Origin of the sequence: Gordonia sp. ALPHA1B1, from assembly GCF_005502615.1 — a bacterium.
Classification (GTDB): Bacteria; Actinomycetota; Actinomycetes; order Mycobacteriales; family Mycobacteriaceae; genus Gordonia; species Gordonia hongkongensis.
This window is the reverse complement of sequence record NZ_SCOC01000034.1, coordinates 13,657-28,256: the sequence shown is the minus strand read 5'-3', so window position 1 is coordinate 28,256 and position 14,600 is coordinate 13,657. Positions and strand designations below refer to the sequence as shown.

Below are 14,600 nucleotides of genomic sequence, written 5' to 3'. Positions count from 1 at the left end.
CTAGAGGCCTCGAATGGCCGTGGTGACGGTGAACAAGTTCTGCACCCGCGATTCGCCGCGGCGTGAAACTAGGTCTCACGGGACCCCGGCGCGCCGAAAGTGCAGCAACGGAAACGGCCGGCCGTCGGAATCCACCGGCGAGCGGCCCACCTGCTCGAACCCCCTGCGCCGATAGAACTCCACGGCGCCCGGGTTCTGTTCGTTGACGTCGAGTTCGTCGACGCCGCCGTGCGCGACCGCGTGATCGAGCAGCACCGTGCCGATGCCCCGCCCGTGGGCGGCCGGATCGACGAACAGCATCTCGAGCCGATTCTCTGCGGTTCCGCTGAAGCCGACGACCACTCCGTCGGCCTCCGCGACGACCAACTCGACCGCCGGAAAGTAGTCACGTGCGAGCCGATCCGCGTAGCCGTAGATGTCGGCAGGAGTCAGGAAGTGATGCGTAGCCTCGACCGCCGAACGCCACACGGCCACGAGGCGGTCCGTGTCGGCGTCGTCGGCCTGCCGAAGTCTCACCTCAGCCACGGGTCGCCGAACGAGCGCGGGCCCAGCAGGTCGGTGTATGCACGATCGGCACAGTAGTGCGCGCCGGCGTCGAAGGGCAACGGTGTTGTGATCTGCCGCAAACCCCGGCATCGCCGTTCTCGGCGGATATCGTGATCACGACACAATCCGCAGGGCGAGGGGTAGCACGTGCTCGAGATCCATGGTCTGTCGAACGAAACGGTCGTACTCGATGGCGAGTGGTTCGAGAAACTCCGCGGCGGCACGTCCAAGACCCGGTTGCCGGCAGCATCGTTCGTCTCCGCGGAGGTCACCGAGACCAACCGACGGAAGAAGCTGTTCGGCGGTGAACGCGAACAGCTCCTCCAGGTGACCCTCACCTTCTCGCGCCCGCCGTTCGTCGGGCTGATGACGTCGGCGGAGAACCGGGCGAAGGTCGACGCACTCGTCGCCGGACTCGAAGCAGCCCGCGACGCGGGTTGAGCAACCGACGCGACGCTATGACGGCCCCGAGCTCCGATCCTGTTGCACGCGAATCAGTTCGAGCAACAATCGACGGAGTTCCGGTTCTGACGCGCCGATGGACGCGATCAGCGCCGGGTCGGTTCGCTCCCGTTCCAGCAATGCGCGGTAGACCTCGGCACCGGCCGGAGTCGCGCTCACGTGCTTTCTCCGCTCATCGTCGGGATCGACCTGACGCCGCACGTAACCCATCCGTTCCAGTCGCTCGATGGTGCGGCTCGCAGTTTGATCGGTCACCCTGGCCTTCTTGGCGACCTCGCGCTGGGTGGCCGGTCCCGTGCTCACCACATGGAGGACGACGAGTCCAGCGCTCGAGATGTCGTACTCCCGCAGTACCGCCTCCCAGGCGTGCTCGACGAGCCGTGCCGCCACCGACAGCAGCCGACCGGTCGGCCACCCGTCCATCCCGTCGTTTCCGTCGTCCACCTTGTCCTGCCGATTCTCTACGTCACACCCCGCAGACTTGCAATTGTTCAGCCTGCTGAACATCATGGTGCTCACGCACTCCACCCGCAACCGACGAACGGAAGCCCGTGAACCCACCCACCTCTGCTCGACGAGTCAGTCGCTTGCGATGGATTCTGCCAGCCCTCTTGGTCATCGGATGGCTGGCCCTGGGTTCTGTCGGCGGACCGTTCGCCGGAAAACTCGGTGACGTACAGGCGAACGACAACACGTCGTTCCTGCCCGCATCCGCCGAAGCCACCGAGGTCTCCCGCCTGGAAGCGGACTTCGTGGACTCCTCCGAGATCCCGGCCGTCGTGGTGGCCGAACGTACGAGCGGCATCACCGACGCCGACCTCGCGTTCGTGTCCGAGGCGGTGGGCAAGGTCGCCGGCACGGACGGGATCTCCGAGCGAACGTCTCCGCCGATCCGCTCGCAGGATGGTCAGGCGATCCAGATGATCGTGCCCGTCGACTCCTCCGGGGAGATCTCGGAAAGCATCGAGGCTCTGCGTGCGGAACTCGCGAACGGCCCGCCCGAGGGACTGTCGGTGTATGTGACCGGACCCGCAGGCATCGCGGGCGACCTCACCGAGGCGTTCGGCGGGATCGACGGCTTGTTGCTACTGGTTGCCGGCGCGGTCGTCATCCTGATCCTCATCGTGGTGTACCGCAGTCCGATCCTGCCGTTCGTCGTGATCGTGTCCGCCGTGTTCGCGCTGGGGCTCGCCAGTCTGCTGGTCTACGTGCTCGCGTCGAACGACGTGCTCACCCTCAACGGCCAGAGCCAGGGCATCCTCTTCATCCTCGTGTTCGGTGCGGCGACGGACTACGCCCTGCTCCTGGTGTCCCGCTATCGAGAAGAACTGCGACTCACCGCCGACAAGTACGACGCCATGCGGGCCGCGTGGCGCGCGACCCTCGAACCCGTCGCCGCCTCCGCCGGCACGGTCATCGCCGGTGTGTTGTGCCTCCTGCTGTCGGATCTGAACTCCAACCGCGGTCTCGGTCCCGTTGCCGCGATCGGTATCGCGGCGTCGTTCCTGGCGTCGATGACGTTCCTCCCCGCGGCACTGACCCTGCTCGGACGCAGTGCCTTCTGGCCGAAGCGACCGGTCGTCGACCCGGCGTCGGCGCAGCGTGAGGACAGCAGCAACCATCGCTTCTGGGGCGCCTTGGCGAACCGGATCGGACGGCACCCCCGGCGCTTCTGGGTGGCAACGACGTTGCTCCTCGTGCTCTTCGCGTTGTTCCTCCCCCAGTTCAAGGCCGACGGTGTCGCGCAGTCCGACACCTTCCTCGTAGCGGTGGAGTCGCAGGAGGGCCAAGAAGTCCTCACCGCCCACTTCGACGCCGGGGACGGTTCACCCGCGGTCATCATCGCCGACGCCGCATCGCTGCAGCAGGTGCAGAACACGGCGGCGAATGTCGACGGCGTCGCCGAGGTCGTCCCGGTCACCGATCCGGGCGGCGCCCCCAAGACGGTCGACGGACGGGTCGCTCTGCAGGCGACCCTGACCGATCCGGCCGATTCCCTGGCCGCCGAGGAGACCATCGAGCGTCTTCGCGACGCGGTGGGGAACGTCAACGGCGCCGACGCGCTCGTCGGCGGTCCTACCGCGGTCGACCTTGACACCAAGACGACGGCCATCCACGACCGGAACCTGATCATCCCGATCGTCAGCATCGTCGTGCTGCTCATCCTGTGCGCGCTGCTCCGGGCGATCGTCGCCCCGATTCTCCTGATGGCCACCGTCATCCTGAGTTTCGCGGCGACTCTGGGAATTTCGTCGATCGTGTTCAACCACATACTCGGATTCCCCGGCGCCGACCCGGTCGTGCCGCTGTTCGCGTTCGTGTTCCTGGTCGCGCTGGGCATCGACTACAACATCTTCCTGATGACCCGCGTCCGCGAGGAAGCACTGCAGATCGGTACGCGCCGAGGTGTTCTCCGTGGGCTCACGGTCACCGGCGGAGTCATCACCTCGGCCGGCGTGGTCCTCGCGGCGACGTTCTCCGCCCTGGCGGTCATCCCGCTGATCTTCTTGGCGCAGATTGCGTTCATCGTCGCCTTCGGCGTCCTCCTCGACGCGTTGATCGTCCGGACGCTGCTGGTCCCGGCGCTCGTCTACGACATTGGCCGTCCCGTGTGGTGGCCCAGCGCGCTGGCGAACAAGGAAGATGTCCCGGAGGACGACGAGTTGGTGGAGGCAGGACCAAGGCAGGACTAGGAAAGTCCGGACTCTTCATACCGAACAGCCGACGGTCCCGGCCCTCAGGAGCCGGGACCGTTCGACCGCCGGCCGGACCAGCACTCGACCTGGCCGATGACGGCGATGCTCGCGATAGGATCGGTGCCGATGAGCCGGAAGAACAAGCAGTCCCGCGGCGCCAAGCGGACCGAAAAGACGAAGAAGCGGGCCGCGCGCCGAAGTAGCAATGTGATCCCGATTCGCGGTCGCGACACCTCGGAGATCGACATGCTGATACGCGAGTTCGAACGTTGGCTGCCCAGTGTGGAATTCGAAGACGATCCGGACAAGCAGGCAGCCATCGTCGACGCCGTCAGAGCGCTGGACTTTGCCGTCGGCTACGCATTGCCAGACCATCGGCCCACCGAGTGGTCGCTCGAGGAGGTCGATGCGGCAATCGACTTCGCCGAGTACATGGAAGAGGAAGAGGACGACGCCTTACCGGCAAGCATTGCGGTCTTCGCACTGCGCTTGTTCATCGATTTCCTCGTCACCACTTCCAGGTGGACTGCAGCCATCAGCGCCGATGTCGTAATGGGGGCTTGCCAGCAATACCTCCTCGACTCCATGGGCGGGCTGAAGGTCGATGTAGACGACATCGACAGCTCCACCGAGCGCGATGCATTGGAATCGGTTCGGGTTTTGCAGCGGCTCGATGTGTTGATGGACTGGATCGGCCACAAACGGCCGGTGACGCCAAGTGGATGGCTCAAGCCGGCACTGCTTCCGGACCTATTGCATGCGCTGGAGATCGAGCCACCAGCAGCAGCACTCAAGGCAATGAAACATCATCGCGTTCTTGCTGAGATCTGGGAGCTCGCCCGGGATGCCCAGTTGATCGCAATCACTCCATCCCATGTCTACCCGGGCCCGGCGGCCGCGTCCTGGCGTGGATCAGAGTCGTTGACGACGCGACGCAGCACGCTGGCTGCGGCCGTCGGCAGAGCGTTGACCTCTGATTCGAGTGCAATGGCACAGTTTGTGGACGGAATCGTCGCGCGCGTCGTATACCACGGTCTGACGATCATGCCGTTTGCCGCCGATCGCTTCGCCGCCCTGCGCGATGACGGGCTGATCTCACCGGAGATGCCCAGGGCCCATTCTCGCATCGAGCACATCATCGAGGACGGGTGGCTCGTCCTCAACGAGGACGGTGACTACGTCGTCCCCGAGGGGTTGCGACCCGCTGTGTGGGACGGATTTCCGGAACGTCACATTCCGGAAAGCGGGGAGGCGACGACCATGATCACTGTGCGCGCCGAACTCGCCGGCGTCCGACCCAGAGTCTGGCGACGGATTCGAATACTCGCGTTGGTTCCATTGAACGAACTCCACGAAGTGCTGCAAGCTGCATTCGCCTGGAACGATGCGCATCTCTACGCGTTCACGACTCCATGCTTCGGCCACGAGCACCGGTATCTATCAGACGAGGCGATGGGCACCGCACGGGCCGGCAGGTACACGGAGTCCGTCTTCGACTCGACTCTGGGTGAGCTGGTCGACGAGCCCGGCGACGTGGTGTCCTATGAGTACGACTTCGGGGACGGCTGGGAAGTGAGCATTGTCGTCGAGGCATTCACCCCGATGAATGACGGCGAACCGCCGGTGTCGATCGTCGCCGGCGGCGGAACCGCCCCTTTCGAGGATGTCGGCGGAGTTCCCGGATGGGCGGATTTCATCGAGGCCGTCAACGATGAGACGCACCCGCGCCATCTGGAATTACGCGAGTGGGCGGGCCTGACACCTGGTTCGGCCTTCGACCCGACGTCGTTCGACATCGATGTGGTCAGGCGCCGATTAGGCGTGTGATCCACAGCGGGCTTAAGCCGACGCGGCGGACCGGTTGGTTCGGCGTCGGACAGCAGCACCGATGACCGTGATCGGGTGATTGAGCAGCGTGGCGATCCGGCCGACGAGGGTGTTCGGATCCCGCGCGACCCCGAGCTGCATGAACATTTCCAGACGGTCGAAGTAGGCGCGCTCCGCAACCAGATCTGAGCCCGCGAAGGTGAACACCGCGACGATGGGCAGGTAGAGAGCCGACCCGTCGGGGCAAGTCCGCGGTATGGGCCCAGATGTGTTCCGCGAACTCGCGTCTCACAGATGACTCGATCGTCGTGATGGCACAGCGTCTCGGGATCGACATCGAAATGCATGTCCGGCAATGCGGTGAACAGTTCGTGATATGAGGCCGATACCGCGTCGTGGCCATCGGCGATCTCACCAGGCAACTCGGTACGTGCCGCGCCGTCTTTGAACGTCGCCAGCGTGGCAGCGACGTCGTGCCGATTCTCGGTCTCGAGATGCGCCAGAACGGTGGCCTCCCGCGTCGCGACGAGCGCTGCTGCATTCGGGTCGGTTGGGTTCATGAGGTCCCCGCAGTCATCGGCCCCGCCCCGAACAGCGGGTATGCGCAATCACGGTACCGGGCGGACGCAACGTGTGCGACCGAGATACGCCGAATGGACGACGAGCACGCCCGCCCGGACCGCCGACGGCTCAGCTGAGTCGCTCGTAGATCGTCGCGTTGGCCAATCCGCCTGCCTCACACATCGTTTGCAGGAGGTAACGACCGCCGCGCTGTTCCAGCGCGTTGAGTCCCGTGGTCGCGAGGCGGGCACCGCTGGCACCAAGCGGGTGGCCGAGCGCGATCGCACCGCCGTTGACGTTGACTCGATCCACGTCCACCCCGAACTCCCGCGACCACGCCAGGACCACCGGCGCGAACGCCTCGTTCACCTCGAACAGGTCGATGTCCTCGACACGCAAACCACTGCGTGACAGTGCCTTCCGCGTTGCCGGGATGATGCCGGTGAGCATCAGGAGTGGGTCGTCGCCGGCGACCGCGATGGTGTGCACCCGTGCGCGCGGACGCAAACCGAGTTCGACGGCCTTCTCCTCGCTCATCAGCAGCACCGCCGACGACCCGTCGCTGATCTGACTCGCACTCGCCGCGGTGATCCGCCAGTCGATCTCGGGGAACCGACGCGCGATCGCCTCGTCGTAGTAGGCCGGCCGCAGCCGGGCGAGGTCGTCGAGGTTGCCCCCGAGACGAATTCCCTCGTCTGACGTCAGCCCCGCGATGGGCGCGAGTTCGTCGTCGAAGAGTCCGTTCTTGGTGGCAGTGGCGGCGAGATCGTGTGACCGCAAGGAGAATTCATCGATCTCACGTCGCGAGATGGCCCAGCGGGCGGCGATCAGTTCCGCCGAGATGCCCTGACCCACGAGGCCCTGCGAGTATCGTTCGCCGAACGCCCGTCCGTTGAGATCGGCGGTACCGGCAACGGCCGAGCCCATCGGGATACGGGACATCGATTCGACACCCGCGGCGACCGCGATGTCGTACGTGCCCGCGATGATGCCCTGCGCGGCGAACGCGATGGCCTGTTGCCCGCTTCCGCATTGGCGGTCAACGGAGACCCCCGGCACGGATACGGGGTAGCCGGCGGCCAGGAGCGCGCGCCGCGCGATGTTGAAACTCTGCTCCCCCACCTGACTGACAACACCGGTGATCACGTCGTCGACGAGTTCGGGATCGACACCCGAACGGTCCACGACTGCTCGGAGGCTGTGCGCGAGGAGGTCGACGGGATGAACGTCATGGAGGGCGCCGGTGGGCTTGCCCTTGCCGATGGGTGTGCGAACAGCGTCGACGATGACCGCAGATCTCATGACTGATCCTCCGTCAGTGTGCGGATCGGAACGCAACCCGATCCGGATGATGGCTGACTTTTGTCTGCCAAAGTCAGGTCTACGCTCTGGCTATGATCTTGTCAAGTCAGGGTAGGCTGGGGGCATGATGCACCTGAAGGGCCCGCTGGCCGAACGCGACAGCTGGGAGGCGAGCGGCTGCTCGATCGCGAAGGCGATCGACCTGGTGGGCACCCGGTCGGCGATCCTCATCCTGCGGGAGGCCTTCTACGGCGCCACCAGGTTCGATCAGTTCAGCCGGCGGGTCGGGATCAGCGACGCGGTCGCGTCGGCCCGCCTGCGCGAACTCACCGAGGCCGGGATCTTCACCAAGGTCCCTTACCGCGACGCCGGGCAGCGCGAACGGTTCGAGTATCAGCTCACCGACATGGGCCGCGATCTGTTTCCCGTGGTGATGTCGTTGATGCAGTGGGGCAACGACCATCTGCAGCCCGACGGCCCGCCGCTCACCGTCACCGACCGAGCCCAGGCGCCCGTACGCGTGGGCGTCGTCGCCGAACCCACCGCGGTTCTCACACCCGAGGACGTCGAGGTGCAAATCGCCCGGCGCCGCCGCTGAGTCCGTGCCGGCAGAGAGGTCGCGATGATCCTCCCCACAGTGTTCGACCCCCGCTTGGTCACCATCCGTCGTGGCGGGACACTCACCGACGCCGATCACCACTTGCTGGCGCTCTGGGCGGCACGGTGTGCGGAGCACGTTCTGCCCTTGTTCGAGTCGGCACGGCCGGATGACGCTCGCCCCAGGGAGGCAATCGCGGCGGTCCGCGCGTGGACCCGGGGCGAACTGGCGATGATGGAGTCGCGCGCCGCCGGCGGACACGCCATGGGTGCCGCCCGCGATCTACGTGGCGCACCGCGGTTCGCCGCCTACGCCGCCGGGCAAGCGGCGGTGACCGCGCACGTCGCATCGCACGACCTCGGTGCCGCGGCGTACGCGATCAAGGCGGTCCGGTCCGCACACGGGGTCGACGCGGGTAGACACGAATGCGCTTGGCAGCGAAGACATCTCCCTGTTCGGGTACGCGAGTTGGTGCTCGACGACCAACGTGCCCGCAATTACCTGTGCTGGCAGGTCTTCATCGACGATCGACATCAGGTCGGCAATCGGTGATTCGCGTTCACCGGGGTGTTCCTGTTACTGTCGCAGTCACGCTCCTGCGGTGCTGTAACCCGCATGTCGAGCCAGAGGCCGGGGTGATTACAGAAACCCCCGGTCTTGTCCAAACTTCGAAGGTCGTCCCGGTTTGCTGCCGCGACCACCGGGTACGCGTCTCGTCATGACCTTCCATCGTGACGTCGTCCCCGGCATCCACTGGCTCGAGTACGCCTACACGAATCAGTACCTGATCGAGGACCAGGACCGGCTGATCCTCGTCGACTGTGGACTCCCCCGTTCGTACGAACCCCTCGTCAAGGCCATCCGGGAACTCGGCCGTGACACCGATGCCGTGACCGACCTGATCATCACGCATGGTCATTTCGATCACGTCGGCACCGCGCGCCGCCTGGCGCGCGAGTGGCGGATCCCGGTCCACGTCCATCGCGACGATGCGTGGCTGGCGTCCCATCCCTACCGCTACGCGCATCAGAACGCGACCAGATTCGGAGTGCCCCTTCGTCATCCGCGTTCGCTACGCCTGCTCGGACGCATGGCGGCGGCCGGTGCGTTCACGGTGCGCGGCGTCGATCACCTGGATGTGACGCCTTTCGGCGATGATGCCCTGCTCCCCGGTGGCGCGCAGGTGGTGCCGACTCCCGGTCACACCTACGGCCATGTGTCGCTGCACTTTCCATTGCGCGACGCGGTCATCGCCGGCGACGCGCTCGTCACCCTCGATCCGTACACCGCGGCGACCGGCCCGCGCATGATCGCCGGTTCCGCAACCGCCGACCTCGATCGCAATCGGGCGTCGCTCGACGCGCTGGCAGCGACGGACGCGAAGTCTCTGCTTCCCGGGCACGGGGTGCCGTGGCATCACGGGGTGGCCGTCGCGGTCGACCGGGCGCGTCAGACCAACGGCTGACACGTCGGACAACCGGCCGCCAGATCACGAGCCGGACAGCGAGACGGGCCGACGCTTCCGCATCGGCCCGTCCGGCCATCGCCGATCGTCCGGCTACTCGGAGGCGGTGCGACGCAGCTTGGTGTTGACGAACTCGCCCATGCCCCAACGCCCGAGTTCGCGACCGTAGCCGGACCGTTTCACCCCGCCGAACGGAAGGCCGGGCAGCGTGGTGCCGTGTTCGTTGACATACGCCATGCCGACCTCCAGCTGATCGGCGACCTCCTCGGCCTTGCCGATGTCACCGCTCCACACCGATCCGCTCAATCCGAACTCGACATCGTTGGCGAGCGCCACGGCGTCCTCCGGAGAGGACACCTTGTAGACCATCGCGACCGGCCCGAAGATCTCCTCGGAGTAGGCGTCCATGTCCGGGGTGATGTCCGTCAGCACAGTGGGTTCGAAGAAGGCTCCGTCGCGCTCCAGCGGCTTTCCACCCGTCCGCAGGGTGGCGCCCTGTTTCACCGCGGTCTCGACCTGTTCGGCCACCGTGTCGCGCGCCGACAGGGACGACAGCGGACCCATCTGAGTGGAATCGTCGGATGGATCACCGACCACCGTCGACTCGAACTGCTTGACCACACCGTCGACGAAGTCGTCGTACAACTCGTCGAGAACGATGAACCGTTTCGGCGAATTGCACGCCTGGCCCGCGTTCGACAGCCGTGCGCCCGCCGCGATCTTCGTCGTGCGTTCCATGTCGGCGGAGTCGAGCAGGATGAACGGGTCCGAACCGCCGAGCTCGAGCACGGACTTCTTCAGGTTCTCCGCCGCAACCTTTGCCACGGCTGCACCCGCTTTCTCACTGCCGGTGAGCGATACGCCGCGTATCGCGTTGTGCGCGAGCAGGTCTGCGATCTGATCACTGCTTGCATACGCGTTGATGTACGCGTCGGCAGGGACACCCGCGTCGTGCAGGATCTCTGCCATCAACGCCGACGAGGCCGCGCAGATCGACGCATGCTTGAGAATGACGGTGTTGCCGGCCAACAGGTTCGGCGCGACGAAACGTGCGACCTGGTAGTAGGGGTAGTTCCACGGCATCACGCCCACCAGTGGTCCGATCGGCGCGACCTGCACGATCGACGCGTCCGCGCCCTGCGGGTCGAGGACCTCGGTCTCGAGCAGATCCGGTCCGTGCTCGGCATACCAGCGATAGATGTCCGCGGCCAGCTGAACCTCTCCCGCCGCCTCCTTGGCGGGTTTGCCCATCTCGGTCGTGATGACGGCCGCGAGCTCATCGGCTCGCCTCTCGTACTCGTCAGCGGTCCGGGAGAGAATTGCGGCCCGTTCGGATGCCTCGGTCGCTCGCCACTCCTGGTATGCCGCGAGTGACCGTTCGGCCACGCCGGCCACCTCGTCGTCCTTCAGTCCGGGAAATTCCCGATCGGTCGTACCGGTGGTCGGATTCGCGGTGACATATGTGCCCACCAGAGCACCTACCTTCCTCTGTCGTGTGAATCCCGACTGTCCACAGCCCGGGATCATTCGGGTACCCGGGTCCCTGTACGCAAAACCTCGGTCGTCGGCGCGCTTCGGTCACACGGCGGCCCCAGACCTGCTCTAATGGGTCCGCGGTCCGTGTCCGGACCCGTGATCGACCGACACGCGGCGAATGCCGGACGTCGACCTGGGGGTGGGTCGCCGGTCGTGACGGCAGTGTCCGAGGGGGAACGAAGAGTGTCACGCTGGCAGCGAGCCGCAGGGCTCGGTTGTGCATTTCTGATCGCGGTCGTCGCGAGCGTCTCGACGGGGCAGCCGGCGGGAGCGACCCCGCCGAGGCTCGGCGACTCGGCGCGGATCCTTGCGGTGTCCTCGGAGACGGCGACACGCACGACGATGACCGTGTATTCCGCCGCCATGAAGCGGCCCGTTCGAGTGAGCGTGCTCGCCCCCCGCGAGCGGACCGGCCCACGGCCGACCGTGTACCTCCTCGACGGGATCGACGGTGGGGTCTACACCAGCTACACGCAGAGCGGGTGGACCTTTCAGACCGACATCGCGCGCTTCGTCGCCGACAAGAAGGTCAACGTGGTTCTGCCCATCGGGGGTACGGGCTCGTACTACACCGACTGGCGCCGAATCGATCCCGTCCTGGGTCGGAACATGTGGGAGACCTTCCTGACCGAGGAACTCCCTCCGCTGGTCGACGGACGCTTCCGGGGCAACGGACGGAACGTGATCGGCGGGCTGTCGATGGGGGCGCTGGGCGCGATGTCCATCGCGGTCCGCAACCCAGATCTCTACCGGGGTGTGGTCGCCTTCAGCGGGTGCCTCGATCAAGGGTCGCCGGAGTTCCGGCAGGCGACCGCCACATCGGTCACGACGAGAGGCGGGAACCCGGAGAACATGTGGGGCCCGCTCGATCACGACAACTGGGATGCCCACAATCCCGCCGGTCACGTGTCCGCGCTACGCGGTAAGCCCGTGTATGTAGCGGTCGGCAACGGTCTGCCCGACCCGGCCCTAGGGCTGGCCGGGCTGGCCTCACCCGTCGGAGGCGTGCTCGAGGGCATCGTCGCCCGATGCACCGAGAGCTTCAAGCGTCGCGCAGACCGAGCCGGGGTCGACATCACCTACGACTTCCGTGCCGGTCTCCACTCGTGGGGCTACTGGAACCAGGATCTGCACCGAGCCTGGCCCACGATCGCCCGGGCACTGAAAAGCGCGGGCTGACGCGAGCGTCGGCGTCAACGCGCGCTTTTCCTCTTCCGAATCAACGAGACATCCTCGAGTGCCCGTTTTCGCTCACGACGTTCCTTGAGTTCTTGCCGCCGCTTTTTCGAGCTCGAATTCTTTTCCGCCATTTATCCTCGAATCGGTCGTGGTCTACAACGGTTCGCTCCCGCTCTCCTTCGTGACCATAGCCCAGAAATGGCAGAAGTCCAGCCCGTCCGATCTGATGCCGACTTGCCGACTTCATACGTTGTCACACAGTACGTTTCATTTACTGTGGGCCTGCGAAATGCGCCGGACTGGCTTTTATTTTTTTCTGGGCTAGAGTCCATGGCACCGGTCGCAGATGGCCGGTAGCAGCGAAAGGAAGAGTGGCCGTGAATGCGGTTGTGATGGAGTGCCGAATACGCGTGTGTGGCTCCCCCGGTCGGGTCAGAGAATTCGTCGAGCAAGCGTCGACTCGCGCGCACGACGCCTTTTCCCACCCCGCCAGGTGTTCGGTTGTCGTCGAGGAGTCGGAGTCGTTGCTCCTCCGACGGCAATGGCACCGCGAGAACGACGCGGACGTGTTCGGAATACCCGAGGGGCGGGATGTGTGCTTCGGTTTCGCGGACTCGTCCGGACGACTGACCGTCGCGAGACTCGAGAGCCTGTCACGCGACATCCTGGCCCACCTCGAACTGGATCCGTGGGTGTCCGACGACGCCGAGTCGGTGCCTTGGATCCTGACGCTCACCACTGGTGCCGATCCGACGTCCAGGCATGAGATCGTGACCCGACATCCGTCGCTCCAGGTGCGACGACCTGTTCTGGCCCGCGCGTGATCCGCGCATAGCGGTGCCCGACCGGACTGCTCCGCAGGTGAGCGGGTCCGACCACCTCACTGCGGACACACCGCGGTCGTCGTCCGACGGACCGGTCTGCGGTCGAATTCCTGTCACTCGATAGGGTGCGGGTGGCGGCGTGCTCGCCTGGGCACGTCGCCGTCCCACACCTACGGAGAAGGAAGTGGTCGCCATCGTGCTCGACGAGAAGATCAGCGATCTGTACGCGCAGGTTGTTGCGCGGAACCCTGGGGAGGCCGAGTTCCACCAGGCCGTCCGGGAGGTCTTCGACAGTCTGGGTCCGGTCTTGGCGAAACATCCCCACTACGCGGACGCCGGGATCATCAAGAGACTGACGGAGCCCGAGCGCCAGATCATCTTCCGAGTGCCGTGGGTCGACGACCAGGGACAGGTGCAGATCAACCGCGGGTTCCGGGTCGAGTTCAATTCCGCACTCGGTCCCTACAAGGGCGGGTTGCGCTTTCACCCGAGCGTCTACCTGGGCGTGGTCAAGTTCCTCGGGTTCGAGCAGATCTTCAAGAACGCACTGACCGGGCTCCCGATCGGCGGCGGCAAAGGCGGCGCCGACTTCGATCCCAAGGGACGCTCCGACGCGGAGATCATGCGGTTCTGCCAGTCGTTCATGACCGAGCTCTATCGTCACATCGGCGAGTACACCGATGTGCCCGCGGGTGACACCGGCGTCGGCGGTCGGGAGATCGGTTATCTCTTCGGCCAGTACAAGCGCATCACCAACCGTTACGAGTCCGGCGTGCTCACCGGCAAGGGACTCGCCTGGGGTGGGTCGCAGGTCCGCACCGAGGCGACCGGGTACGGCGTGGTGTTCTTCGTCCGCGAGATGCTCGCCGCGGCCGGCGACGACCTCGACGGCAAGACCGTGGTGGTCTCGGGCTCGGGCAATGTGGCGATCTACGCCATCGAGAAGGTGCAACAACTCGGCGGTCGCGTGATCGCGTGCTCGGACTCCGGGGGCTACGTCGTCGATGATGCCGGTATCGACCTCGAACTGCTCAAGGAGATCAAAAACGTTCGGCGCGGCCGTATCTCGGATTACGCCGACGCCCGCCGCGGGTCCGCCCGTCACGTCGACACCGGATCGATGTGGAGTGTGCCCACCGACATCGCCATCCCCTGCGCGACGCAGAACGAACTGAACGGGGTCGACGCCACTCAACTGGCGAAGAACGGATGTCGCATCGTCGCCGAGGGCGCGAACATGCCCAGCACCCCCGAGGCGGTGCGCATCTTCGCAGACGCCGGCGTCGGCTTCGCCCCGGGTAAGGCCGCGAACGCGGGCGGCGTCGCCACCAGCGCACTCGAGATGCAGCAGAACGCTTCTCGGGATTCGTGGACGTTCGCGCACACCGAGGACCGATTGTCGGAGATCATGACGGCCATCCATGACCACTGCCTGCACACGGCAGACGAATACGGGGCACCGGGCAACTACGCGACCGGCGCCAACATCGCGGCGTTCACTCGCGTGGCCGACGCCATGCTCGCACTCGGTCTCATCTGACCCGATTCGGACGCCGACTCGCTTCCTCTTGACCTTCAGGTTGGTCGAAGCCGGATGATCTGCG

Annotated in this window: 14 protein-coding genes; 9 read left to right on the top strand and 5 right to left on the bottom strand. The window is 65.7% G+C overall.

What is annotated here, in order from left to right; translation table 11 throughout:
* Positions 1-75 precede the first annotated feature (75 nt).
* The gene (locus FFS52_RS18850; protein WP_238994896.1) at positions 76-525 is read right to left on the bottom strand and encodes a GNAT family N-acetyltransferase; all 450 of its coding nucleotides are present in this window, start codon (positions 523-525) and stop codon (positions 76-78) included.
* 168 nt (positions 526-693) lie between these two features.
* On the opposite strand from FFS52_RS18850, the gene FFS52_RS18845 reads away from it, so the two are divergent.
* The gene (locus FFS52_RS18845) at positions 694-987 is read left to right on the top strand and encodes a hypothetical protein (RefSeq protein ID WP_065631654.1); all 294 of its coding nucleotides are present in this window, start codon (positions 694-696) and stop codon (positions 985-987) included.
* Positions 988-1,002: 15 nt separating this feature from the next.
* Here FFS52_RS18845 and FFS52_RS18840 read toward each other — a convergent pair whose 3' ends face one another.
* A complete protein-coding gene (locus FFS52_RS18840; protein ID WP_083207431.1) occupies positions 1,003-1,518 on the bottom strand; it encodes a MarR family transcriptional regulator in 516 nt (171 codons plus the stop codon).
* Between the two features lie 101 nt (positions 1,519-1,619).
* Here FFS52_RS18840 and FFS52_RS18835 point away from each other — a divergent pair, with 101 nt between their 5' ends.
* On the top strand, positions 1,620-3,701 hold the full coding sequence (locus tag FFS52_RS18835) for an MMPL family transporter (protein WP_249356511.1): 2,082 nt from the start codon (positions 1,620-1,622) through the stop codon (positions 3,699-3,701).
* 129 nt (positions 3,702-3,830) lie between these two features.
* Complete coding sequence (locus FFS52_RS18830; protein WP_165630004.1) at positions 3,831-5,531, top strand: plasmid pRiA4b ORF-3 family protein; 1,701 nt, start codon at positions 3,831-3,833, stop codon at positions 5,529-5,531.
* A gap of 12 nt (positions 5,532-5,543) precedes the next feature.
* On the opposite strand, the gene FFS52_RS18825 is transcribed toward FFS52_RS18830, so the two are convergent.
* The gene (locus FFS52_RS18825; protein ID WP_065631650.1) at positions 5,544-5,738 is read right to left on the bottom strand and encodes a hypothetical protein; all 195 of its coding nucleotides are present in this window, start codon (positions 5,736-5,738) and stop codon (positions 5,544-5,546) included.
* Positions 5,739-6,221: 483 nt separating this feature from the next.
* Positions 6,222-7,394, bottom strand: coding sequence for an acetyl-CoA C-acyltransferase (locus FFS52_RS18815; protein ID WP_065631648.1), 1,173 nt, complete (start codon positions 7,392-7,394; stop codon positions 6,222-6,224).
* 124 nt (positions 7,395-7,518) lie between these two features.
* Between FFS52_RS18815 and FFS52_RS18810 the strand changes: the two genes are divergently transcribed.
* From FFS52_RS18810 to FFS52_RS18800, 3 genes are all read left to right on the top strand, one after another.
* A complete protein-coding gene (locus FFS52_RS18810) occupies positions 7,519-7,992 on the top strand; it encodes a helix-turn-helix domain-containing protein (RefSeq protein ID WP_065631647.1) in 474 nt (157 codons plus the stop codon).
* Positions 7,993-8,016: 24 nt separating this feature from the next.
* A complete protein-coding gene (locus tag FFS52_RS18805) occupies positions 8,017-8,544 on the top strand; it encodes a putative immunity protein (RefSeq protein WP_068970448.1) in 528 nt (175 codons plus the stop codon).
* A 166-nt stretch (positions 8,545-8,710) separates the two neighbouring features.
* Entirely contained in the window at positions 8,711-9,457 is a 747-nt protein-coding gene (locus FFS52_RS18800) for an MBL fold metallo-hydrolase (protein ID WP_068970458.1), read from the top strand.
* A 93-nt stretch (positions 9,458-9,550) separates the two neighbouring features.
* Here FFS52_RS18800 and FFS52_RS18795 read toward each other — a convergent pair whose 3' ends face one another.
* Positions 9,551-10,927: an NAD-dependent succinate-semialdehyde dehydrogenase gene (locus FFS52_RS18795; RefSeq protein WP_068970449.1), complete on the bottom strand. Its 1,377-nt coding sequence runs from the start codon at positions 10,925-10,927 to the stop codon at positions 9,551-9,553.
* 249 nt (positions 10,928-11,176) lie between these two features.
* Between FFS52_RS18795 and FFS52_RS18790 the strand changes: the two genes are divergently transcribed.
* The 3 genes from FFS52_RS18790 to gdhA all read left to right on the top strand — a co-directional run bounded on the left by FFS52_RS18790 (position 11,177) and on the right by gdhA (position 14,536).
* Complete coding sequence (locus FFS52_RS18790) at positions 11,177-12,172, top strand: alpha/beta hydrolase family protein (RefSeq protein ID WP_058253487.1); 996 nt, start codon at positions 11,177-11,179, stop codon at positions 12,170-12,172.
* Positions 12,173-12,738: 566 nt separating this feature from the next.
* Positions 12,739-12,996 carry a hypothetical protein gene (locus tag FFS52_RS18785; RefSeq protein ID WP_223258860.1) on the top strand — a complete coding sequence of 86 codons (258 nt, stop codon included), beginning with the start codon at positions 12,739-12,741 and terminating at the stop codon, positions 12,994-12,996.
* A gap of 184 nt (positions 12,997-13,180) precedes the next feature.
* On the top strand, positions 13,181-14,536 hold the full coding sequence (gene gdhA, locus FFS52_RS18780) for an NADP-specific glutamate dehydrogenase (RefSeq protein ID WP_065631644.1): 1,356 nt from the start codon (positions 13,181-13,183) through the stop codon (positions 14,534-14,536).
* Positions 14,537-14,600 lie beyond the last annotated feature (64 nt).

Excerpts from the sequence above, each read along its gene's own strand:
- FFS52_RS18810 (WP_065631647.1), top strand. The coding sequence starts at position 7,519 with ATGATGCACCTGAAGGGCCCGCTGGCCGAACGCGACAGCTGGGAGGCG.
- FFS52_RS18840 (WP_083207431.1), bottom strand. The coding sequence starts at position 1,518 with ATGATGTTCAGCAGGCTGAACAATTGCAAGTCTGCGGGGTGTGACGTA.
- FFS52_RS18800 (WP_068970458.1), top strand. The coding sequence starts at position 8,711 with ATGACCTTCCATCGTGACGTCGTCCCCGGCATCCACTGGCTCGAGTAC.
- FFS52_RS18830 (WP_165630004.1), top strand. The coding sequence starts at position 3,831 with ATGAGCCGGAAGAACAAGCAGTCCCGCGGCGCCAAGCGGACCGAAAAG.
- FFS52_RS18805 (WP_068970448.1), top strand. The coding sequence starts at position 8,017 with ATGATCCTCCCCACAGTGTTCGACCCCCGCTTGGTCACCATCCGTCGT.
- FFS52_RS18815 (WP_065631648.1), bottom strand. The coding sequence starts at position 7,394 with ATGAGATCTGCGGTCATCGTCGACGCTGTTCGCACACCCATCGGCAAG.